19 protein-coding genes are annotated in these 23,402 nt (G+C 56.9%); 4 read left to right on the plus strand and 15 right to left on the minus strand.

All coding sequences use genetic code 11. The features are described 5' to 3' along the window. From ACR0AU_RS05690 to rpsL, 4 genes are all read right to left on the minus strand, one after another. Positions 1-91, minus strand: a 91-nt coding sequence (locus tag ACR0AU_RS05690) for a GTP-binding protein (RefSeq protein WP_036223564.1), incomplete at its 3' end; no start/stop codon positions are given. Between the two features lie 60 nt (positions 92-151). After that, a complete protein-coding gene (gene fusA, locus ACR0AU_RS05695) occupies positions 152-2,269 on the minus strand; it encodes an elongation factor G (RefSeq protein WP_170328783.1) in 2,118 nt (705 codons plus the stop codon). Positions 2,270-2,287: 18 nt separating this feature from the next. Continuing rightward, the gene (gene rpsG / locus ACR0AU_RS05700) at positions 2,288-2,758 is read right to left on the minus strand and encodes a 30S ribosomal protein S7 (RefSeq protein ID WP_010441203.1); all 471 of its coding nucleotides are present in this window, start codon (positions 2,756-2,758) and stop codon (positions 2,288-2,290) included. 15 nt (positions 2,759-2,773) lie between these two features. Further along, on the minus strand, positions 2,774-3,145 hold the full coding sequence (gene rpsL, locus ACR0AU_RS05705; RefSeq protein ID WP_005621086.1) for a 30S ribosomal protein S12: 372 nt from the start codon (positions 3,143-3,145) through the stop codon (positions 2,774-2,776). 398 nt (positions 3,146-3,543) lie between these two features. Here rpsL and ACR0AU_RS05710 point away from each other — a divergent pair, with 398 nt between their 5' ends. Next, complete coding sequence (locus ACR0AU_RS05710; protein WP_480795403.1) at positions 3,544-4,359, plus strand: glycosyltransferase; 816 nt, start codon at positions 3,544-3,546, stop codon at positions 4,357-4,359. On the opposite strand, the gene ACR0AU_RS05715 is transcribed toward ACR0AU_RS05710, so the two are convergent. The 8 genes from ACR0AU_RS05715 to ACR0AU_RS05750 all read right to left on the minus strand — a co-directional run bounded on the left by ACR0AU_RS05715 (position 4,344) and on the right by ACR0AU_RS05750 (position 18,214). Then, positions 4,344-5,213, minus strand: coding sequence for a DMT family transporter (locus tag ACR0AU_RS05715; protein ID WP_170732464.1), 870 nt, complete (start codon positions 5,211-5,213; stop codon positions 4,344-4,346). The two genes, ACR0AU_RS05710 and ACR0AU_RS05715, sit on opposite strands and share 16 nt — an antisense overlap. Positions 5,214-5,342: 129 nt before the next feature. Next, positions 5,343-6,416: a pyridoxal-phosphate dependent enzyme gene (locus tag ACR0AU_RS05720; protein WP_170732465.1), complete on the minus strand. Its 1,074-nt coding sequence runs from the start codon at positions 6,414-6,416 to the stop codon at positions 5,343-5,345. Between the two features lie 141 nt (positions 6,417-6,557). Beyond that, positions 6,558-10,799 (minus strand): DNA-directed RNA polymerase subunit beta', encoded by a 4,242-nt coding sequence (gene rpoC / locus ACR0AU_RS05725; protein ID WP_170406489.1) that lies wholly within the window; start codon positions 10,797-10,799, stop codon positions 6,558-6,560. A gap of 52 nt (positions 10,800-10,851) precedes the next feature. Beyond that, entirely contained in the window at positions 10,852-14,988 is a 4,137-nt protein-coding gene (gene rpoB, locus ACR0AU_RS05730) for a DNA-directed RNA polymerase subunit beta (RefSeq protein ID WP_170732466.1), read from the minus strand. 250 nt (positions 14,989-15,238) lie between these two features. Further along, a complete protein-coding gene (gene rplL, locus ACR0AU_RS05735; protein WP_010441182.1) occupies positions 15,239-15,613 on the minus strand; it encodes a 50S ribosomal protein L7/L12 in 375 nt (124 codons plus the stop codon). A 79-nt stretch (positions 15,614-15,692) separates the two neighbouring features. Continuing rightward, entirely contained in the window at positions 15,693-16,211 is a 519-nt protein-coding gene (rplJ, locus tag ACR0AU_RS05740) for a 50S ribosomal protein L10 (protein ID WP_170714638.1), read from the minus strand. A gap of 513 nt (positions 16,212-16,724) precedes the next feature. After that, entirely contained in the window at positions 16,725-17,645 is a 921-nt protein-coding gene (locus tag ACR0AU_RS05745; protein WP_480593428.1) for a hypothetical protein, read from the minus strand. Continuing rightward, the gene (locus ACR0AU_RS05750) at positions 17,642-18,214 is read right to left on the minus strand and encodes a class I SAM-dependent methyltransferase (protein ID WP_480795608.1); all 573 of its coding nucleotides are present in this window, start codon (positions 18,212-18,214) and stop codon (positions 17,642-17,644) included. The genes ACR0AU_RS05745 and ACR0AU_RS05750 overlap by 4 nt, the downstream gene beginning before the upstream one ends. A gap of 11 nt (positions 18,215-18,225) precedes the next feature. Here ACR0AU_RS05750 and ACR0AU_RS05755 point away from each other — a divergent pair, with 11 nt between their 5' ends. Further along, complete coding sequence (locus tag ACR0AU_RS05755; RefSeq protein ID WP_480439580.1) at positions 18,226-18,375, plus strand: hypothetical protein; 150 nt, start codon at positions 18,226-18,228, stop codon at positions 18,373-18,375. A 239-nt stretch (positions 18,376-18,614) separates the two neighbouring features. Here the strand turns inward: ACR0AU_RS05755 and rplA are convergent, their stop codons facing one another. Both rplA and rplK read right to left on the minus strand, forming a co-directional pair. Beyond that, positions 18,615-19,313, minus strand: a complete 699-nt coding sequence (gene rplA, locus ACR0AU_RS05760) for a 50S ribosomal protein L1 (RefSeq protein ID WP_010440987.1) — start codon at positions 19,311-19,313, stop codon at positions 18,615-18,617. A 1-nt stretch (position 19,314) separates the two neighbouring features. Next, a complete protein-coding gene (gene rplK / locus ACR0AU_RS05765; RefSeq protein ID WP_010440985.1) occupies positions 19,315-19,764 on the minus strand; it encodes a 50S ribosomal protein L11 in 450 nt (149 codons plus the stop codon). A 381-nt stretch (positions 19,765-20,145) separates the two neighbouring features. On the opposite strand from rplK, the gene ACR0AU_RS05770 reads away from it, so the two are divergent. Both ACR0AU_RS05770 and ACR0AU_RS05775 read left to right on the plus strand, forming a co-directional pair. Then, on the plus strand, positions 20,146-21,387 hold the full coding sequence (locus ACR0AU_RS05770) for a peptidoglycan-binding domain-containing protein (protein ID WP_170398593.1): 1,242 nt from the start codon (positions 20,146-20,148) through the stop codon (positions 21,385-21,387). A gap of 95 nt (positions 21,388-21,482) precedes the next feature. Continuing rightward, entirely contained in the window at positions 21,483-22,670 is a 1,188-nt protein-coding gene (locus ACR0AU_RS05775) for an adenylate/guanylate cyclase domain-containing protein (protein ID WP_170732468.1), read from the plus strand. 47 nt (positions 22,671-22,717) lie between these two features. Here ACR0AU_RS05775 and nusG read toward each other — a convergent pair whose 3' ends face one another. Beyond that, a complete protein-coding gene (nusG, locus tag ACR0AU_RS05780; RefSeq protein ID WP_152459924.1) occupies positions 22,718-23,251 on the minus strand; it encodes a transcription termination/antitermination protein NusG in 534 nt (177 codons plus the stop codon). Positions 23,252-23,402 lie beyond the last annotated feature (151 nt).

The raw sequence follows: 23,402 nt of genomic DNA on the forward strand, positions 1-23,402 counted from the left end.
CTGCGGTCAGCGTGGTCTTGCCGTGGTCAACGTGGCCAATCGTGCCGATGTTGACGTGCGGCTTATTACGCTCAAACTTTTCCTTTGCCATGATGGCCTCCTTTTTCGGTAATGAAGGGAGCGCGTTAGCCGCGCTCCCTCAAATCTTCGCTTATGCGTATTTCGCCTGAATCTCGTCCGAGATGTTCTGCGGAACCGGATCGTAGTGGTCGAACTGCATGGTGAACTGGGCACGGCCCGACGACATCGAACGCAGAGTGTTGATGTAGCCGAACATGTTCGCCAGCGGAACGAACGCATCAATCGCAATTGCGTTGCCGCGGGGTTCCTGACCAGAGACCTGGCCACGACGCGAGGTCAGGTCACCGATGATACCGCCGGTATATTCTTCCGGGGTGATCACTTCGACCTTCATGATCGGTTCCAGCAGTTTCGCGCCAGCTTTGCGCATGCCTTCACGCATACACATCCGCGATGCGATTTCGAATGCCAGAACGCTCGAGTCAACGTCGTGGAACTTACCGTCCAGCAGGGCAACCTTGAAGTCGATCACGGGGAAGCCAGCCAGCGGGCCGCTATCCATGACCGAGTTGATGCCTTTTTCAACACCCGGGATGTATTCCTTCGGAACGGCACCGCCAACGATGCGGCTTTCGAACGAGTAACCTTCGCCCGCTTCGGTCGGCTGGATCTCCAGCTTGACTTCCGCGAACTGACCCGAACCACCCGACTGTTTCTTGTGGGTGTAGGTGTGCTCGACCGGCATCGAGATGGTTTCACGATAGGCCACCTGCGGAGCACCGATGTTCGCTTCAACCTTGAACTCGCGCTTCAGACGGTCAACCAGGATGTCCAGGTGAAGTTCGCCCATGCCCTTCATGATGGTCTGACCGGATTCCAGATCAGTTTCCACACGGAAGGACGGATCTTCAGCGGCCAGACGGGCCAGACCCTGGGACATCTTCTCTTGGTCGCCCTTGGTTTTGGGCTCAACCGCGATCTCGATAACCGGATCGGGGAAGGTCATGGTTTCCAGAACCACCGGATCCTTCGCATCACACAGAGTATCACCGGTGGTGGTGTCTTTCAGACCCGCCAGCGCGATGATGTCGCCTGCAAACGCTTCTTCGATCTCTTCCCGGTTGTTCGAGTGCATCATCATCATACGACCGATGCGCTCTTTCTTACCTTTGGTCGAGTTCAGGATCGAGTCACCCTTGTTCATGGTGCCCGAGTAGATCCGAGTGAAGGTCAGCGAGCCAACGAAGGGGTCGTTCATGATTTTGAACGCCAGGCCCGAGAAGGCCATGTCATCGTCTGCACGACGGGCGATGTCACGAACTTCTTCCTCGTCGCCGGGTTTGAAGCCCATGTAATCAACAACGTCCAGCGGGCTGGGCAGATAGTCGATCACAGCGTTGAGCAGCGGCTGAACGCCTTTGTTCTTGAACGCCGAACCACCCAGAACCGGAACGAACGCGATTTCCAGAGTACCTTTGCGCAGCAGGGCGCGCAGGGTTGGAACGTCGGGCTCATTGCCTTCCAGGTATTCCATCATCGCGTCGTCGTCCATTTCGACGGCCGCTTCGATCATCTTGCCGCGCCATTCGTCAGCCATGTCTTTCAGGCTGTCGCGGATCGGAGCTTTGATCCAGCTTGCGCCCAGGTCTTCACCCTGCCACAGCCACTCTTCCATGGTGACCAGGTCGATCAGGCCTTCCAGCTCGGACTCGGCGCCGATCGGAATACCAACCGGAACAGCGCGTGCGCCGGTGCGGTCTTCGATCATGTTGACGCAGTTGAAGAAGTCAGCGCCGATCTTGTCCATCTTGTTGACGAAAACCATACGCGGAACCTTGTAGCGGTCAGCCTGACGCCACACAGTTTCGGTTTGGGGCTCAACACCGGCGTTTGCGTCCAGAACGCAGACGGCACCGTCGAGAACCGCCAGCGAACGCTCAACTTCAATGGTGAAGTCAACGTGGCCGGGGGTGTCGATGATGTTCAGGCGGTGCTTAGGAGTTTCTGCGGTCTGACCGTCCTCGGTGCGTTCCCAGAAAGTGGTGGTCGCAGCCGAAGTGATGGTGATGCCGCGTTCCTGCTCCTGCTCCATCCAGTCCATGGTGGCTGCACCATCGTGCACCTCACCGATGTTGTGGGATTTACCAGTGTAGTACAGGATACGCTCCGAGCAGGTGGTCTTACCTGCGTCGATGTGCGCCATGATACCGAAGTTACGGTACAGTTCGAGCGGATATTCGCGTGCCATTGGTCTAAGCCTCTCGGATTACCAACGATAATGGCTGAAGGCTTTGTTCGCCTCGGCCATCTTGTGGGTGTCTTCGCGTTTCTTGACGGCAGTACCGCGGGACTGAACGGCGTCCAGCAGCTCGCCAGCAAGGCGCTCTTCCATGGTGTTTTCGTTGCGGCCGCGCGCAGCAGTGATCAGCCAGCGGATGGCCAGCGCTTCGCGGCGCTCGGGGCGCACTTCGACCGGAACCTGATAGGTTGCACCACCAACCCGGCGCGAGCGAACCTCGACCGACGGTTTGATGTTGTCGAGCGCTTCGTGGAACACTTCGACAGGAGCGCGCTTTACCTTGTTCTCAACGCGGTCAAAGGCGTTGTAAACGATGCGCTCTGCGACCGACTTCTTGCCGTCGATCATCAGGTTGTTCATGAATTTGGTCAGTACCTTGTCGCCAAATTTGGCGTCAGGCAGGACTTCGCGTTTTTCGGCGGCGTGACGACGTGACATATCAGCCTCTCCTTCTTACTTGGGACGCTTCGCGCCGTATTTCGAACGGCGTTGCTTACGGTCTTTGACGCCCTGAGTATCCAGAACACCGCGCAGGATGTGGTAACGCACACCGGGAAGGTCTTTCACACGGCCGCCACGGATCAGAACAACCGAGTGTTCCTGCAGGTTGTGGCTTTCACCGGGGATGTACGAGATGACCTCGAACCCGTTGGTCAGGCGCACCTTGGCAACCTTACGCATAGCCGAGTTCGGCTTCTTCGGTGTGGTGGTGTACACGCGGGTGCAGACGCCGCGTTTCTGCGGGCACTGCTCCAGGTGCATGGACTTCGAGCGTTTTACTTTGGGCTGCCGCGGTTTGCGGATCAGCTGTTGAATAGTTGGCATTCCGGTTTCTTCCCCGTTTTGCAACACACATGACATGCACGCGCGTTGCGTGCGGTTAAATTCGCTGCACTCATGCGTCCACAAGCGCAAAACCCGCGAGCGTTCCCATTCCGAGGTGAACGTCGCGGTTTGTTATCAGAGGGCGCGAACGATAAAAGTGTCCGGGCCTTGACCAGTTCATTACTGAAATCGGTTATGGGGCGGCCCCCGGTACCGAGATGTCGCGCGTATTAAGGGGAGTCGGGCCAAGTGTCAACAGCCCTGCGGGAAAGGCGCGTTGCACATCAAGATATCAGCCGTCTATCAGGTTCGGATATCGTATTCCATGGCGCACTTGCATTGCGGCAGCCCTGCTCCGGGTGCATAGTGGCCGCGCTCTGCAATTCATTGGATGACCCATGCAAGTCATTGGCCTGTGCCGATTTTCATTCCCTGCCCTGGGCGATTTCCAGATCGAACATGAGACGATCGAAGACCGGCGCCGCCATTTATACAACCCTGCCCGTCTGGAAGAGCGGTTTCGTCTGTTTGAATCCGTAACCCTGCCCAGCTTTCGCGCACAGACCGATGAGGACTTTCAGCTTCTGATCGCCGTCGGAGACTGTCTTCCGAAGGCGGCGTTTGACCGGCTCAAGGACCTGACCGCCGACATCAATCAGGTTCAGATCATCCAAAGACCCGTCGAACCGAACCAAAAACATCGGCAGGTCATGAAGCGTAACCTGCAGGATGCGCGTTTAAGCCCGGATCGGCCTGTTCTTCAGTTTCGCCATGATGACGACGACAGCGTATCTGTTGATTTCATCGAAAGACTACGCGAGGCCGCGGAAGATGGAGCCAAGCTGATCGGGAAAAACCAGGCCATCGGCATCGATTTCAACAACGGATATCAGGCCAGTTTTGAACCCGGCGGAGTTCAGGCGGCGCAGGTCTACAAGTCTCTGCTTGGGGTGGGCTTGGGCATGCTTATCGCGGGCGGGTGCGACCACACGATCATAAGTTTTACCCACAACCGGATCGGGCGTTTCATGCCAGTGGTCAGTTATCCTGATCGCCCGATGTGGATCAGGACATTGAACAACTCCAACGACTCGCCGCGCGCTGAAAAGCAGAAGGCGCAGCTTGCGCCGATCACGCCCGAAATCGAGACCGATTTTGCCACGCGTTTCGCGCTAAACCCCGGTTTCGTACGTTTGCCTCACTTCTCCGCTTGACGCGACCGTTCGCGAAACAGAGTGAACATCCCTGCCCCAACTACCAATGCACCACCCAGCATTGTGATCGCGTCCGGCCAGTCACCAAACACAGCCCACCCCAGTCCCAGTGCCCAAAGCAGGCTGGAATAGCGAAATGGCGCAACAAAACCGACCTCGCCCACGCGCATCACCATGACACTGAACAGATAGCCTATCAGAACAAAGACCGCAGCGCTGGCGATCATCGCTCCAGATGCGGTCGAGACCGGCACCCATCCTTCAAACGTGGAGACGATGATCGCTGCCAATGTGATAGTGAGGGATGTCGCCAGTGTTACCACCATAGAAGGTACTTCAGCTGACATTCGGCGGGTGATCAAATCGCGAACTGTAACGGAAGCAACCGCAATCAATGCGTAAATCGCATAGATGCTGAATCCTTCAGGACCGGGCCGAACGATCAACAACATACCGACGAACCCAAGCGCAATTGCAGCAATACGTCTCCATCCAATTACTTCACCGAAGAATAAGGCAGCACCCAAAATCACGGTCAGCGGCAACGCCTGTAGAACTGCCGTAACGTTGGCAAGCGGCATGTGCATCAGAGCCGTTAAAAAGAAGATGGTCGCCGCCAACTCTGCCAGGCACCGTAATGCGATAAGCCATTTGTCATGGAGGGGAAAATTCAGGTGAAGCGCCTCAAGATAACGGGCCATTATCAACACAAGAACTGTCGCCAAAACTCCGCGCATGGTCACAAGTTGGAACAGAGGCAGATCTTGCCCCACCACTTTCACCAACGCATCATTGATGGTAAAGGCCGCCATGCTGCCCATCATCAGCAGCGCGCCTTTAACGTTAGGACTCATTTAATCAACACCCGGTCTTCAATATATCGTCGTACTAACTGTTCAATCGATCACGAAGTCAATTTGCGCCTGACAATCCTACAGTAATAGTTCCGACGAGCTACACAAACTGTCGACTTTTCAGTCGTTTCAATCTGTCATCTGGGCGGAAGGCGTAGATTTCGAGATCTCGATCTCATCATCCGTCATCTCATCTTCTACGCCATCAAACAATGGTGTCGAAAGGTAACGCTCGCCCGTATCTGGCAACATTACCAACATGACGGAACCTTCCGGCGCAGTCTCGGCCAGTTTCATCGCGACCGCAAAGGTCGAGCCACCAGAAATACCGGTAAAAATCCCCTCTTCTGCGGCCAAACGGCGCGACCATGCAATACCGTCGCTACCGGGAACGGGAATCAACTCATCATAGTACGAGTTATCAATGGCCTCCTGCAGAACCCACGGAATGAAATCAGGCGTCCAACCCTGTATCGGATGCGGTTCGAAGTTCGGGTGGCTCTCGGTCGGCTGGTTTATTTCGTTGCGGGTGTTTACATACCCCGACGACACAATGGCTGCATTGGCAGGCTCGGTCAGGATGATCTTGGTCTCAGGGCGCGCTTTCCTCAGCACCCGGGCCACGCCCGAGACCGTCCCGCCAGTGCCATAGCCCGTAACCCAATAGTCGAGATTCTGCCCATCAAAGTCACCCAAGATTTCCCTCGCGGTGGTATTTTCGTGAATATCGGCATTGGCTGCGGTTTCAAACTGGCTGGCCAGGAACCAGCCGTTCTGCTCGGCCAATTCCTTGGCTTTTGTATACATGCCGAACCCCTTTTGCGCGCGCGGTGTCAGGACAACTTTTGCCCCCAAAAACCTCATCAGCTTGCGCCGCTCGACCGAGAAACTGTCGGCCATCGTCACAACTAAGGGATAGCCTTTGGCCGCGCAGACCATCGCCAGCCCGATACCGGTATTCCCCGAGGTCGCCTCAACTACTGTCTGACCGGGTTTTAAGCTACCGTCGCGTTCTGCCGCTTCGATGATGTTGAGGGCAAGGCGATCTTTGACAGAACTGGCCGGGTTAAACGCTTCGAATTTTACGTAAACCGTCACGTTTGAGGGCGCGATCCTGTTTATTCGTATGCTTGGCGTGTCTCCAACGGTGTCCAAAATACTGTCATACAGGCGCTTTCGCCCATGCGTTTGACGGGTTGTCATTGCGGCCCCCTCCTCTGTTGACGAAAGCATGCCACAAACCGGGTCACATTAGTAACTATCTTTGTGAGAGTTCGCCTCGGAGCGCTCACAACAAGAAAGGCCCCGCGAAATCGCGGGGCCTTTCTTAGTTATTGAGGGTGCCTATTCGCGGCTTTCCGGTGTTTCCACAAGAACGTCCAGCTCATCACCGACCATGTCGTCGTCGAAGGTCGGAGCGGCCAGAGCAGCAGCCGCTTCGGCCTCTTCCCGGCGGGCTTCGATGACCACGTTGTCACGCGATTGCGCGATGTGGCGGACGGCCTGAGTGGCCCCACCGGTACCGGCAGGGATCAGGCGACCAACGATGACGTTCTCTTTCAGGCCAACCAGCTTGTCTTTCTTGCCCTGAACCGAGGCTTCGGTCAGCACGCGGGTGGTTTCCTGGAACGACGCCGCCGAGATGAACGAACGCGTCTGCAGCGAAGCTTTGGTGATCCCCAGAAGGATCGGCTCACCCTGAGCCGGACGACCGCCACGCGAGATAGTCTTCTCGTTGGCTGCGTCGAACTCTTGCTTGTCGACATGTTCGCCTTTCAGCAGGGTGGTGTCACCTGAATCCAGGATCTCCCACTTCTGCAGCATCTGGCGCACGATGACCTCGATGTGCTTGTCGTTGATCTTAACGCCCTGCAGACGATAAACGTCCTGCACTTCGTCGATCATGTAATCCGCCAGCGCTTCGACACCCATGATGGACAGGATGTCATGCGGAGCCGGGTTACCGTCCATCAGGTATTCACCCTTCTGGATGAAGTCCCCTTCGGCGACCGGGATGTGCTTGCCCTTGGGTACCATGTATTCGATGGTCTCCATGGACTCGTCAGCCGGTTCGATGCTGATGCGGCGCTTGTTCTTGTAGTCGCGGCCAAAGCGCACGTAACCATCGGCTTCTGCGATGATCGCGTGATCTTTCGGACGACGGGCTTCGAACAGTTCGGCCACACGTGGCAGACCACCGGTGATGTCCTTGGTCTTGGCGCCTTCACGCGGGATACGCGCAACAACGTCACCGGCTTCGATGGTCTGACCATCTTCGACGGACAGGATCGCATCCACCGACATCGGATAGTGAACCGGGTTGCCCGCATCGTTGCGGACCGGCTCGCCATCTTCACCAACCAGAATGATCTCGGGCTTGAGGTCGCTGCCTTTGGGGGCCGCGCGCCAGTCGATCACGATCTTCTGGGTCATGCCGGTTGCATCGTCGGTCTCATCCCGGACCGCAAGGCCCGAAACAAGGTCGACATATTTCGCGGTACCGGCTTTCTCGGCGATGATCGGCAGGGTGTAGGGATCCCATTCGAACAGCTTGTCGCCACGAGCAACCTTGGTGCCGTCCTTGACGAACAGCTTGGAGCCATAGCCCAGCTTGTGGCTGGCACGCTCTTCGCCGTGTTCGTCGCTGATCACCAGCTTCATGTTCCGGCCCATAACGAGGCTTTCGCCTGCGGCATTGACCAGAATCTGCGGGTTCTCGAAGGAAACGACGCCTTCCTGGCTGGCTTCCTGGAACGACTGCTGACCACCTTGCGCAACACCACCGATGTGGAAAGTACGCATCGTCAGCTGCGTACCGGGTTCACCAATGGACTGCGCGGCGATGATGCCGACAGCCTCACCTGTGTTCACCATGGTGCCGCGTGCAAGGTCACGACCGTAGCAGGTGGCGCAGACGCCTTCCTCGGACTCACAGGTCAGAGGCGAGCGGATGCGCATCGACGCAACACCAGCTTCGTCAATGGTGTCCGCCATGCGTTCGTCGATCAACTGACCAGCGGCCACGATCACCTCATCCGTGCCCGGACGCAGAACATCGTCAGCCGCCACACGACCCAGCACACGTTCGGCCAGCGAGGCAACAACCTCACCGTCATTCACGGCGGCTTCGGCTGTGATCGCACGCTCAGTACCACAGTCGATCTCGCGAACGATGCAGTCCTGTGCGACGTCTACCAGACGACGGGTCAGGTAACCCGAGTTCGCCGTCTTCAGAGCGGTATCCGACAGACCCTTACGGGCACCGTGGGTCGAGTTGAAGTACTCGAGAACGGTCAGACCTTCTTTAAAGTTCGAGATAATCGGCGTCTCGATGATGTCACCGTTCGGCTTGGCCATCAGGCCGCGCATACCGCCCAGCTGTTTCATCTGAGTGACCGAGCCACGCGCACCCGAGTGGGCCATCATGTAGACCGAGTTCGGCTCCTGATCCGACCCGTCTTCGGCCTTGGCAACGTCAGAGATGGTGCTCATCATCGCTTCGGTGACGCGGTCGTTACACTTCGACCAGGCATCGACAACTTTGTTGTACTTTTCGCCCTGAGTGATCAGGCCGTCCATGTACTGCTGTTCGAAGTCCTTCACCTGACCGCGGGTGTCATCAACGATGCCCCACTTGTCATCCGGGATGACCATGTCGTCCTTGCCGAACGAGATGCCCGCCTTGAACGCTTCTTTGAAGCCCATCGACATGATCTGGTCACAGAAGATAACCGACTCTTTCTGACCGCAGTAACGGTAGACGGTGTCGATCACCTGCTGCACTTCTTTCTTCCGCAGCAGGCGGTTGACCAGCTCGAACGGGGCTTTGTTGTTCATCGGCAGCAATGCACCCAGACGCAGACGGCCCGGAGTGGTTTCATAGCGCTTCTGAACTTCGTTGCCTTCGTCGTCGATCTGCGTGATCCGCGCGGTGATTTTCGAGTGCAGATGCACCTCACCCGCGTCCAGCGCGTGCTGAACTTCTTCGATCGAACCGAAGACCTTGCCTTCGCCCGGCATGCCTTCGCGTTCGAGGGTCACATAGTACAGACCCAAGATCATATCCTGCGACGGAACGATGATCGGCGCGCCGTTTGCCGGCGAAAGAACGTTGTTCGTCGACATCATCAGAACACGGGCTTCCAGCTGGGCCTCAAGGCTTAGAGGGACGTGAACGGCCATCTGGTCCCCGTCGAAGTCGGCGTTAAAGGCCGAACAGACCAGCGGGTGCAGCTGGATGGCTTTACCTTCGATCAGAACCGGCTCGAACGCCTGAATGCCAAGACGGTGCAGCGTCGGCGCACGGTTCAGCATGACAGGGTGTTCGCGGATCACCTCGTCTAGGATATCCCACACTTCGGGACGTTCTTTCTCGACCAGTTTCTTCGCCTGTTTCACGGTCGAAGACAGACCCTTGGCCTCAAGGCGCGAGTAGATGAACGGCTTGAACAGTTCCAGCGCCATCTTCTTGGGCAGACCACACTGGTGCAGCTTCAACTCAGGGCCGGTCACAATGACCGAACGGCCCGAGAAGTCGACGCGCTTACCCAGAAGGTTCTGACGGAAGCGACCCTGCTTACCCTTCAGCATGTCCGACAGCGATTTCAGCGGGCGTTTGTTGGCGCCGGTGATCACGCGGCCACGACGGCCGTTGTCGAACAGAGCATCCACGGATTCCTGCAGCATCCGCTTTTCGTTGCGGACGATGATGTCAGGCGCGCGCAGCTCGATCAGACGCTTCAGACGGTTGTTCCGGTTGATGACGCGGCGATACAGATCGTTCAGATCCGAGGTCGCGAACCGGCCACCATCCAGCGGAACCAGCGGACGCAGTTCCGGCGGAATGACCGGGATCACGGTCATGACCATCCACTCAGGCCGGTTGCCCGACTCGAGGAAGGATTCGACAACCTTCAGACGCTTGATGATCTTTTTGGGCTTCAACTCGCCGGTTGCTTCGGCCAGATCAGCGCGCAGCTGCTCGGCTTCGGCTTCCAGATCGATCTGGGCCAGCATCTCACGGATGGCTTCGGCACCGATATTCGCGGTGAACGCATCCATGCCATAGGCATCCTGCGCATCCATGTACTCTTCTTCGGTCAGCATCTGGCCGTAGGTCAGGTCGGTCAGACCGGGCTCGATGACGACGTAGTTTTCAAAGTACAGAACGCGTTCCAGATCGCGCAGCGTCATGTCAAGCATCAGACCGATGCGGGACGGCAGCGATTTCAGGAACCAGATATGTGCGACGGGCGCGGCCAGTTCGATGTGGCCCATACGCTCGCGGCGGACTTTCTGCAGCGTGACTTCCACACCGCATTTCTCGCAGACAACGCCGCGATACTTCATCCGCTTATATTTACCGCACAGACATTCGTAATCTTTGATCGGGCCAAAGATACGCGCGCAGAACAGACCGTCACGCTCGGGCTTGAAAGTCCGGTAGTTGATGGTTTCGGGTTTCTTGATCTCACCGTAGGACCAAGACAGAATCCGTTCGGGCGACGCCAGCGAGACCTTGATCTCGTCAAAGACCTTCGGGGGCGTCAGCGGGTTGAACGGGTTGTTGGTGATTTCCTGGTTCATTTTGATACCTCAAATTTTGCGGAAGGGGGGACGGGAGGAAGGGCCGAGGCCCTTACTCCTCAACCTCCGCATCCAGGAGTTCCATATTCAGGCCGAGGCCACGGACTTCTTTAACAAGAACGTTGAACGATTCCGGTACGCCCGCTTCAAAGTTATCCTCGCCCTTGACGATCGACTCATAGACCTTGGTCCGACCGGCGACGTCATCCGATTTCACGGTGAGCATCTCCTGCAGGGTGTAGGCGGCGCCGTAAGCTTCCAGAGCCCAGACCTCCATCTCACCAAAGCGCTGACCACCGAACTGCGCCTTACCACCCAGCGGCTGCTGGGTAACCAGGCTGTACGGCCCGGTCGAACGCGCGTGGATCTTGTCGTCCACCAGGTGGTGCAATTTCAGCAGGTACTTGATGCCCACGGTGACCGGGCGCGCGAATTGCTCACCGGTGCGACCGTCGAACAGAACCGACTGACCGCTTTCCGAGAAGCCCGCACGCACCAGCGCGTCGTTGACGTCTGCTTCTTTGGCACCGTCGAAGACCGGAGTAGCGATCGGAACACCACGGGTCACGTTGCCCGCAGCCTCGATCAGGCCATCCTCGTCCAGACCGGTGATGCCTTCTTCGTAGACATCCTCGCCATAAGCCAGCTTCATCGCTTCGCGCACCGGGGTCAGATCGCCGGAACGGCGGTACTCACCCAGAGCCTCATCGATGTTCAGACCCAGACCGCGTGCGGCCCAACCCATGTGGGTTTCAAGGATCTGACCGACGTTCATACGCGAAGGCACACCCAGCGGGTTCAGACAGAAGTCAACCGGAGTACCATCGGCCAGGAACGGCATGTCTTCCATCGGAACAACCTTGGAGATAACACCTTTGTTCCCGTGACGACCGGCCATCTTGTCGCCCGGCTGCAGCTTACGCTTAACGGCGATGAAGACTTTGACCATCTTCATCACACCCGGCGGCAGGTCGTCGCCACGGCGGACTTTCTCGACCTTGTCCTCGAAACGGGCGTCCAGAGCACGCTTTTGCACTTCGTACTGCTCGTTCAGGGCTTCAACGATCTGTGCGTCCTGCTCACCTTCCAGTGCCAACTGCCACCACTGACCGCGGGTCAAGGTTTCCAGCAGTTCCTCGGTGATCACCGAGCCTGGTTTGACGCCTTTCGGGCCTTTGACAGCGGTTTTGCCAAGGATCAGACCTTGCAGACGCGCATAGATGTTGCGGTCCAGGATCGCCAGCTCGTCGTCCCGGTCACGGGCCAGACGCTCGACTTCCTCACGCTCGATCTGCAGCGCACGCTCGTCTTTTTCGACGCCGTGACGGTTGAAGACGCGGACCTCAACAACCGTACCGTAGTCACCCGGCTTCACGCGTAGCGAGGTGTCGCGCACGTCAGATGCTTTCTCACCAAAGATGGCGCGCAGCAGCTTTTCTTCCGGGGTCATCGGGCTTTCGCCCTTCGGAGTGATCTTGCCGACCAGAATATCGCCCGGCTCAACATCCGCACCGATGTAAACGATGCCTGCCTCGTCGAGGTTGCGCAGCGCTTCTTCACCGACGTTCGGAATGTCGCGGGTGATCTCTTCCGGGCCCAGCTTGGTGTCACGGGCGGCGACTTCGAACTCCTCGATATGGACCGAGGTGAAGACGTCGTCACGCGCGATACGTTCCGAGATCAGGATCGAGTCTTCGTAGTTGTAACCGTTCCACGGCATGAACGCGACGACCACGTTCTTACCAAGCGCCAGTTCACCCATATCGGTCGACGGACCGTCGGCAATAACTTCGCCCTTCTGGACGGTGTCACCCACCTTGATCAGCGGACGCTGGTTGATGCAGGTGTTCTGGTTCGACCGCTGGAATTTGCGCAGACGATAGATGTCAACGCCAGCGTCGCCCAGTTCCAAATCCTCGGTGGCGCGAATAACGATACGCTGGGCATCGACCTGGTCGATGATACCGGCGCGTTTCGCCTGAATCGCAGCGCCTGAGTCGATCGCGACCTTTTCCTCGATCCCGGTACCGACCAGCGGCGCTTCGGCGCGCAGCAGCGGAACCGCCTGACGTTGCATGTTCGAGCCCATCAGAGCGCGGTTAGCGTCGTCATTTTCAAGGAACGGGATCAGCGATGCAGCAACCGAGACCAGCTGTTTCGGCGACACGTCGATCAGGTCCACATTCTCGCGCGGGGCGAGGGTGTAGTCACCGGCCTGACGGGTCGAAACCAGATCGTTGATGAACTTGCCATCGGCATCCAGCGTCGCGTTCGCCTGCGCCACGGTGTGTCGCATTTCCTCGGTCGCGGACATGTAGTGAACCTCATCGGTCACCTCGGCGTCTTTGACGACGCGGTAGGGTGTTTCGATGAAACCATACTTGTTCACGCGGGCAAAGGTGGCCAGTGAGTTGATCAGACCAATGTTCGGACCTTCGGGCGTTTCAATCGGGCACATCCGACCATAGTGGGTCGGGTGTACGTCGCGCACCTCAAAGCCCGCACGCTCACGCGTCAGACCGCCCGGGCCAAGCGCCGAGAGACGGCGTTTGTGGGTGACTTCCGAAAGCGGGTTGGTCTGGTCCATGAACTGCGACAGCTGCGATGAGCCAAAGAATTCACGAACAGCAGCCGCAGCTGGTTTCGCGTTGATCAGGTCCTGCGGCATGACGGTGTCGATCTCGACCGACGACATACGCTCTTTGATCGCGCGCTCCATGCGCAGCAGGCCAACGCGATACTGGTTTTCCATCAGTTCGCCGACCGAACGGACACGACGGTTGCCGAGGTGGTCGATATCGTCCACGTCGCCTTTACCGTCACGCAGTTCCACCAGCGCCTTGATGCAGGCCACGATGTCTTCGCGGCGCAGCGTGCGCAGGGTGTCCGGCGCATCCAGAGCCAGACGCATGTTCATCTTCACACGACCAACGGCGGACAGGTCATAGCGCTCGCTGTCGAAGAACAGGGTGTCGAACAGAGCCGACGCAGCCTCGACGGTGGGAGGCTCGCCCGGACGCATGACGCGGTAGATGTCCATCAGCGCGCTTTCACGGTTCAGGTTCTTGTCCTGAGCCATGGTGTTGCGCATGTAGGGGCCAACGTTGACGTTGTCGATGTCCAGAACCGGGATGTCGGTGATGCCCGCATCCATCAGGTCCTTGACGGTGCCGCCGATCAGGTCGCCGTCTTTATCATACTCCAGGGTCAGCTCATCACCGGCTTCGACATAGATCGCGCCGTTTTCTTCGTTGATGATGTCCTTGGCGACATACTTGCCGACGATGTTGTCGAAGGGCACCAGCAGGTCGGTAACAGCGCCTTCGTCGATCAGCTTTTTGACCGCGCGCGGGGTGACTTTCTTGCCCGCTTCGGCAATCACTTCGCCCGATTTCGCGTCGATCAGATCATATGTCGGACGGGTACCGCGCACACGCTCTGGGAAGAAGGGCGTGACCCAGCCTTTCTTCTTGTCCAGCTTGTAGGACACGGTGTTGTAATACGCGTCCATGATCGCTTCCTGATCCAGACCCAGCGCATAAAGCAGGGTTGTCACAGGCAGTTTACGACGACGGTCGATACGGGCGAACACGATGTCCTTGGCGTCGAACTCAAAGTCCAGCCAGCTGCCGCGATACGGGATGATGCGGCAAGCAAAAAGCAGTTTGCCCGAGGAATGGGTCTTGCCCTTGTCGTGATCAAAGAACACACCAGGCGAACGGTGCATCTGGGACACGATCACACGCTCGGTACCGTTCACGATGAAGGTGCCGTTCGGTGTCATCAGGGGCATATCGCCCATGAACACGTCCTGTTCTTTGATGTCTTTGACCGATTTAGCGCCGGTGTCCTCATCTACATCAAACACGATCAGACGCAGCGTGACCTTCAGCGGCGCGCTGTAGGTCATGTCGCGCTGCATGCACTCTTCGACGTCGTATTTGGGTTTTTCCAGATCGTATTTCACGAACTCCAGAACGGAAGTTTCGTTGAAATCCTTGATCGGAAAAACCGACTGGAACACGCCTTTGATGCCTTCGCCGTCTGTGGGCTGTTCTGCATCGCCGGAGCGCAGGAAAAGATCATAAGAAGATTTCTGCACCTCAATGAGGTTCGGCATTTCCAAAACTTCGCGGATTTTGCCGTAATATTTACGAAGACGTTTCTGGCCAAGGAACGTTTGAGCCATGTCAGATGTCACCTTTCGATGTTCTCAGCGGGCAAAGACACCGTCGGGCCCCGGCATCTTGCACAATCGAGACGACACGTCCGGATCAATTCGTGACCACCGTCCCGAAGGTGGCCTCCCGATCCGAAAACCGTGTCTTAGAAAACGCCCCAGACAATGAGGCCCTTTCTAAGACAGGTTCGGCTGGACCCGGATTTCTCCGGACCCAGCCAAATTTTGCGGCGCATCAGCGATGCACCTGTCGGTTGGCTTAGGCCAGCTCGACTTCGGCGCCAGCTGCTTCCAGCTTGCCTTTGACTTCTTCGGCTTCGTCTTTCGACACGCCTTCTTTGATCTTGCCGCCAGCTTCGACCAGTTCTTTGGCTTCTTTCAGGCCCAGACCGGTGATGCCGCGAACTTCTTTGATCACGTTGATTTTCGAAGCGCCGGCGTTCTTCAGAACGACGTCGAATTCGGTTTTCTCTTCCTCAGCTGCGCCACCGGCGTCGCCACCGGCTGCGACCATTACGGCGCCGCCAGCTGCGGGCTCGATGCCGTATTCGTCTTTGAGGATGGTTTTCAGTTCTTGTGCTTCCAGCAGGGTCAGACCCACGATGCTTTCTGCGAGTGCTTTCAGATCAGCCATTTTATCAGCTCTTTCCGTTTACAGTGTGTGTTCCAACGTCAGGGGCAATCCCCTACGCAGATCATTCAGTGCCAACCGCTTACGCAGCTTCCGCCTTCTCTTCGATGGTGGAAAGGATGCTTGCGATGTTGCTTGCAGGTGCGCCAATCGCGCCGGCGATGTTCGAAGCAGGTGCGCCAATGCAGCCCACGATCGAAGCAATGAGCTCCTCGCGAGACGGCATTTTCGAAACTGTTTCGACGCCTTTGCGGTCCAGAGCGTTCTCGCCCATTGCACCGCCAAGGATTTCGAACTTCTTGTTCTCCTTGGCGAAGTCCTCGGCCACCTTGGCTGCTGCCACGGGGTCCTCGGAATAGGTCAGAACGGTCATCCCTGTCAGCAGGTCGGCCATGCTTTCACACGGCTTACCCTCAAGGGCGATTTTGGCGAGCCTGTTCTTGGCAACACGCACGGAGCCACCCGCGTCACGAGCACGTGCGCGAAGGTCCTGCATCTCGGCAACTGTCAGACCGGCGTAGTGAGCAACCACTACGACGCCAGAGCTTTCGAAGATTTGGCCGAGTTCCTCGACCACTTTCTCTTTCTGGGCTCTATCCACAGTTCTCTCCAAGTTAGGGGCGATACCTCACCCCGGCTCATATTTGCCGAGGGGTTAGCCCCGGCGTTCAGGTCCGTTGTTACGGGATTGGCCAAAATGCGCCCGAGGATCGTGACCCTCAGAATTCTTTGGTCTTACCCGTCTCAGGCAGGGAATTAAGGGGCCATATGGCACCACCCACCGTCTTGGACGAAACAAAATAAAGCGCACGACGAATCGCACGCTTTATTCCGTGGCTCTACTTAGGACAGATAGGCCGGGTTTCCAAGAGGTAAATTTAGGCGACTTGCACCTCCCGCGCAGGGGCTGCGACATAGTTGAAACTGTTCTGAGGCATCTCGGTTTCCAGAAAACGAGCCGACACTAAGGCTTGCGGATTTCGCTGCGCGCACCATAGCTTCGCCCCAGCCACGACATAGCGCCTATCCGCATATTGATCTGGACAAGTATTTCTCCAGTTTATCCCGTGACGCAAATGCGACTGTTGCTTGAGGACACGATGATGCGGTGCTTTCAACCGATACTAAAGTCGTGCTGAAGCAAAGGTGCAAACTTGCGGCGCGCCCTTCGCCAAGCGAAATGAAACAGCGGGTCCGGTATCCGCCAATTTTCACCGTAACTCTGCGCCAGCAATGCGGGCGCGTCCTGCGGTAGCATGATTTCCCCACCGTTAAGAGATTTAAGCGGGAAAATCGCGCTTTCCGGCAGATCATAAAGTGAGTACGGATACACGCTAAAGCGCCCGTTCTCCGTCCAAGCCGGAAACAGATCGATATCAATACCCAAGTTATTTTTAACTTTGAATATAGGTATGCTGTTTTTTAGCGAATTGGCATCCAAGCAATCGCTTTCCAGCAATTCTCGCTGATATTCGGCCCATTTTCCTGCAACACCTTCAAGCGTTGACTCACCCAGATACACCGCAAAATCGACATCATCGTCGTGACCAATCAATCCACCCTCGCGAACATGACCCAACAAAGCGCCAGCGTACAGAATGATCGGCTTCCCCAAACGAATTACGGGTGCAAGCTCGGCGTCAAGTTTTGAAAAGATATCATCGCCAGCCTTTTCCCCGAATGTTCTGTTATAGCCATGCGGTGTAATGAAATCGGGGTGTAGCGTCTGCTTCACGCGCTCAAAAAATGAGGCAAAGCGCGCCTCTTTGCCCTGATCCGCATAGCGAGTCTCCATGTGCTTTAGCCTACCGTGCGTCCGAGCAGGCTTTGTTCTCCCATGGCAGCAAAGAAGGATATAGGTCTCTTCCCAGTCATCAAATAGCGCCTGGTTTTCCAAGCGCTTTATTGGTTCCTTTAGCGAATTGACAGCCAAGCGCGTTTTACGAGGCCGTGGTAGTGCAGTTTGTGCCGCAGCATGGGTGAAAACATGCTCTCGAAGTGAGGCAAGCTCCTTGATTAACTCTTCTTCTGTCATTGTGTTTTTTCATAGATCGCGCGGGCGACGATCGCATCTTCTGTTTTATATTTTGCGAAACCACTGCCTTCGACGCCATAACACTTTCGGAATTCTGAGGCTTCCATTTTTGAATCCAGATCCGTCGCACTTACGTATCGCCGGAAATGCGGCGCCGCAATTTTCGTTGTGGCTCGGTCCGCCAACGTTCGATATTCGAACGCTACGACATCGCCAGGCCTGCACTCGCTCCGCAGCGCCCGGATCAGAGCATCTTCTTCATCATCTGTGATCGCATGCAAAAAGAACCGAGCATAAACGCAAACGATTTCAGATCGTCGCTCGGACAACACACGCTCAATCAATCCATCTTCGAGATTGGTCTGAACAAATTCAAGATCGTCGCCGCCCTGCTTTTGTGCATGCTTTTGCGCTGACGCAATCGCTGCCTCAGACGCATCCATGCCGCTCACTTTGAACCCGTGTCGTGAAAAGAAAAAACTGTCACGGGCATTCCCACACCCTACGTCAATGACATGTGACTGCCGATCAATCTCATTTGCCACAAACGCTGCGAATTGCGACGGCAAGGTAAGCTCCCATGACCCTGCCGATTTCGCATAAAACTGGTCCCAAAAGGCGCGTCGATCTTCTGGAAGTGATTTCTGACGAATATTTTGGTTCATTGATGGGTATTCTCGAACAGCTACTACACGGCAATGGGGGAACTGTGTCAGACCGCACCCCCTAGTTCAATCGCTTCTTTAGCCACCGCTGCTGAAGCAGTGAATCTATGTTTGTGCGTATCGCTGCTTTTTAGTCAGCTTAGCTGTAACCGGGTTTGAAATTGGCAAAACTTCAAGATTTCAATTGATGTGCAAGCAACCACGCTATCACACAGCTAGAGCCTGTTTCTCATGTGGCACGCAATAAAAATCCCGGACAGTTCTCACTACCCGGGATCAAGTTCTCACAGCTTAACGCTAAGGCTTATTCGCCCGCAGCAGCCGCCACGTCCAGAGTCACACCCGGGCCCATGGTCGAGCTCAGCGCGATTTTCTTCATATAGGTGCCTTTGGCACCCGACGGCTTGGCCTTGGCCACAGCCGAGATGAAGGCACGGACGTTCTCGACCAGCTTGGCTTCGTCGAAGGACGCTTTGCCAACACCGGCGTGCACAACGCCGCCTTTTTCCGCTTTGAACTGAACTTCACCACCTTTTGCTGCTTCCACAGCCGCTTTCACGTCCATGGTCACGGTGCCAACTTTGGGGTTCGGCATCAGGTTGCGGGGGCCGAGCACTTTACCCAGACGACCGACGATCGGCATCATGTCCGGGGTTGCAATGCAGCGATCAAATTCGATGGTGCCGCCCTGAATGGTTTCCATCAGGTCTTCCGCGCCAACGATATCTGCGCCCGCTTCTTTCGCTTCGTCTGCCTTGGGGCCACGAGCAAATACAGCGACGCGCATCGCTTTGCCGGTACCGTTCGGCAGGCCAACAACGCCGCGAACCATCTGGTCCGCGTGACGGGTGTCAACGCCGAGGTTCAGAGCGATCTCGATGGTCTCGTCGAATTTTGAGGTTGCGTTGCCTTTGACCAGGGAAACAGCTTCTTCGACCGACAGGTTTTCCTTGCCAGCGACAGCTTCGCGCGCAGCGCGGGTACGTTTACCGAGTTTTGCCATCTTACTTCACCTCGATGCCCATTGAGCGGGCCGAGCCCAGGATGATCTGCATTGCGCCTTCGACGTCGTTGGCGTTCAGATCTTTCATTTTGGCTTCGGCGATTTCACGAACCTGCTTCGAGGTTACGGTTGCCACGGTCTCACGACCTGGGTTTTCCGCACCACGAGGGCGGTTCCGCTTGCCGACCGGCTTCAGACCAGCCGCTTTTTTCAGGTAGTAAGACGCGGGCGGCGTCTTGATGTCCATGGTGAAGGACTTGTCCTGATAGTAGGTGATCACGGTCGGGCACGGGGCGCCGGGCTCCATGTCTGCGGTCTTGGCGTTGAACGCCTTGCAGAATTCCATGATGTTGATGCCGCGCTGACCCAGCGCCGGACCAACTGGCGGCGACGGGTTCGCCTGACCTGCAGGAACCTGCAGCTTCATTGTACCAGCAAGCTTCTTGGCCATTTGGTTTTCCTTTCAACTTAGGTGAAACGCGTTTCACCCAGACTATGTTGCGTGGTCCGATCCGGGATCGCGATCCCAGCAACCTCCCACGAGAGAATCTCGCCCGAAGACGATAGGGGCGGCACTTACAGCGGAACGGCGGGGTTGGCAAGTGGCCTGCCCTGCTCTCACACATCGAATCAAGCCCTCAAGTGGGTCTTATACGCTCACGGCGTACAGATCGTTACTAACAAGGTGCGACTGACAACTCTTAAGAAATTAATATCAATGCAGAATCTGCGCGGTGGTTGCGGGATGGTCGGGTTTCCGCCACCCCCCTCACCTCAATACTCGCAGCTGTGCTATACTCGACGAAATTAGTATTTTTGGTGGAGGTTAATTATGATCATTCGTTTATTAATAACAGTTGGCATCGCGCTGTCATTTGCGGCGTCTTCTCCTCAGACCGCGCGGGCCGATGCTGGCGAGATACTGGGCGGTGCTGTGGTTGGTGGCGTCATCGGCTACGCTATCGGCCGGGATCAGCAGAGAAAACAGCAAGCCCGGACGAGGTCAACAACAACACGCACCTATCGCCCCGGAATTCCGTCGACCACACAAGGGGCGCAAACCCAGACCGCGCTCAACTATTTCGGCTACAATGCGGGTCGCGTTGATGGTCAAGTCGGTCGTGGCACACGGTCTGCGATCGAACGCTATCAGGTCTCGATGGGCTACCCCGTGAATGGCTATGACTTCCAGCCCTATCAGCGCGACTTCCTGATGCAGGCCTATTACTGGGCGACAAGCGGCGGTCAGACGACAACTCAACTCGCAGGCCAACCGCTTTTGATGGAATACCGCCGGCAGATACAAACCGGCTCTGCCCTGGCTGCCGCCCCTCAGGCACCAGCACAAGCCCCAGCAACCACGATTCCGGTTGTGGTTCCTCAAGCTCAGGAACCAGAGCCCGAGGCCAATACAACTGAAACCGCCTCTGCCAGCCTGCCGAGCCTGTTTTCCGGTGGGACCGGAGGCCCATCGCTCGCCAATCGGTGTAGCGGTGTGATGCTGCAAACTTCGACCAATGGCGGCTACACGACGTTGTCGAACATGACGGATGCCGATTTTGCCCTCAGCGAACAGTTCTGCCTTGCTCGCAGCTATGCGATGGCGCGTGGCGAAGATCTGATGGCGGATATCCAGGGGCTGACGCCAGATCAGGTAAGCGCACAATGCGACTCGTACGGTGAAATGTTGGCACCGCAAGTTGATGCGCTGTCGATCAGCTCGAAGGCAGAAGCTGAAACCCAGGTACGCAAGCTTGCGCTGGACTCGGGCCTCAGCCCCGCTGATCTTGCCGCGACAAGCAAGGTCTGTCTGTCGATGGGCTACCGTCAGGACAACATGGACACGGCAGTCGGTTCCGCATTGATGCTAGTCGCGATGGGTGAGCCTGCCTATGGAGAGTTGATCGGCCACCACCTGCGCGAAGGCTTTGGTGTGCAACAGCGTCGCGATCTTGCGATGCAGTGGTACGATGCGAGCCTTTCGGCACTGGATGCCGGTTCGCAAGCCGTCTTCCTGCCGTCCCAGACCGACCGCCCGCAACTGTTGCGTGCGGCTATGGTTCAAGCGCAGTAAGTCGCGCACTCAGTCGTTTCAGCCACTGCGAGGCTGATACAAATAACGCCGCGGTGTCTGTTTGCATCGCGGCGTTCTATCTTGAGGGTGCCACTATGCCGACCCCACCGGAACCGATCCCAAAACAGGACAAGATCGACGCTTTGATCGAGTGGATGGTTGACGGTGCCCGTCCAGCTGGAAATGCGGTCGATATCATCGAAGGTATCTGTACCCGTCTGCTGGATGCCGGTGTCGCCATCGACCGGTTCGGTTTGTTCATCTGGACGCTGCATCCCAATCTGATGGGTCGACGTTTCCTGTGGAAAGCGGACGCTGGCGTTGATCGGGTCGACGCGCCGTCTCAATTGTTCACCGAGGCGATCTACACCGATAACCCCCTGCCGCATGTGATCGAGCGTCAGCAACCCATCCGCCGCCATCTGGAAGACCCCAGCTGCCCCGAGGATTACATCATTGTCGGCGAATTGCGCGAGCAGGGCTTCACCGATTATCTGGCGCAACCGCTGATCTATCTCAACGGCGATACCCATGTCTGCACTTGGTCAAGTGCCACGCCCGGTGGGTTTTCAGAGAGTGATCTAGCGATCCTGAGCCGGGTTCGCGGTCCGCTCGCCCGCCTGACCGAGACCTATATGCTGCGGCTCGACGCGACCTACCTTCTGTCGACCTATGTCGGCCGTAACAGTGGCGCCCACATTCTGGACGGTAAAGTACATCGCGGTGATGGCAGCAAAATCGAGGCCGTTATCCTGTTTGCGGATCTCAAGGGATTTACCCGCCTTTCGAATTCGGTTTCCGGCGATACGCTGGTCCGGCTGCTGAATGACACGTTTGATTGCCTTGTCCCGTCGGTCATGGACCACGGCGGAGAGATTCTGAAGTTCATGGGCGACGGCTTTTTTGCCATCTTCCCAACCAGCACGAATCTTCCGCCAAAGGTGCAGATTCAGGCCGCCATCGCAGCGGTGCGCGAGGGTGTGGCGTCGCTGGCCGAGGCCGATTTTCAGCAAAAGCTAGGCGTGCGCACTGCAATTCATCACGGTCGCTTCCATTATGGCAATGTAGGTGGCGGGGACCGGCTGGATTTCACGGCCATCGGTCCAGACGTCAATTTGGCGGCTAGACTTGTAGCGGCGGCCACAGACTTGGATTGCGACCATGTCCTTTCGGATACAGCCGCAGCATTTCTCCCGACACTCTGCGAACCGGTCGGAACTGTATCACTTAAAGGTTTTGGTGAGGATCAAACTGTCTGGCAGATGAGCACGCCCCAAACGTAAAAAGGGTGCCCATAAGGCACCCCAAACGATGGTACGATGGAAACCAATCAGCTCTGCTTGGTGACCTGCGTAAAGTCCAGCTCGACCGGTGTTTCGCGGCCAAAGATCGAAACCGAAACTTTCAGTTTCTGGTTCTCGTCGTCCACACCTTCGACCATGCCGTCGAAATCCTCGAACGGGCCGTCGTTGACCTTGACCTTCTCGCCGACCTCGAAGCTGATCATCAGCTTGGGCGCTTCTTCACCTTCCTGAACGCGGTTGAGGATCTGGTTCACCTCGGCGTCGCGCATCGGCATCGGGCGGCCCTGAGGGCCCAGGAAGCCGGTAACGCGATTGATCGAGTTGATCAGGTGATAGCCCTGATCCGACATTTCCATGTGTACCAGCACGTAACCCGGCATAAAGCGACGTTCGGTGGTGACCTTCTTGCCCCGGCGCACTTCGATCACCTCTTCGGTGGGCACCAGTACCTCGTCGATATCGTCTTCAAGGCCCTGCTCAGCCACCGACGTGCGGATCTGCTCTGCGATCTTCTTTTCGAAATTCGAAAGAACGCTGACCGAATACCACCGTTTCGCCATGAACCTGTCGTCCTTGTTTGCCTTTGGGCTGCGACGCATCGCGCCCTTCGTTGAAATCCTATTGCGTCACCCGGAATAAAAAGCGGCGCGCAGCCCGATTCGCCGCACGCCCATTCCGAATAGTCATGTCACCTACTCTGACATCGCAAGC

It is taken from the genome of Ruegeria sp. CG1, assembly GCF_056537265.1.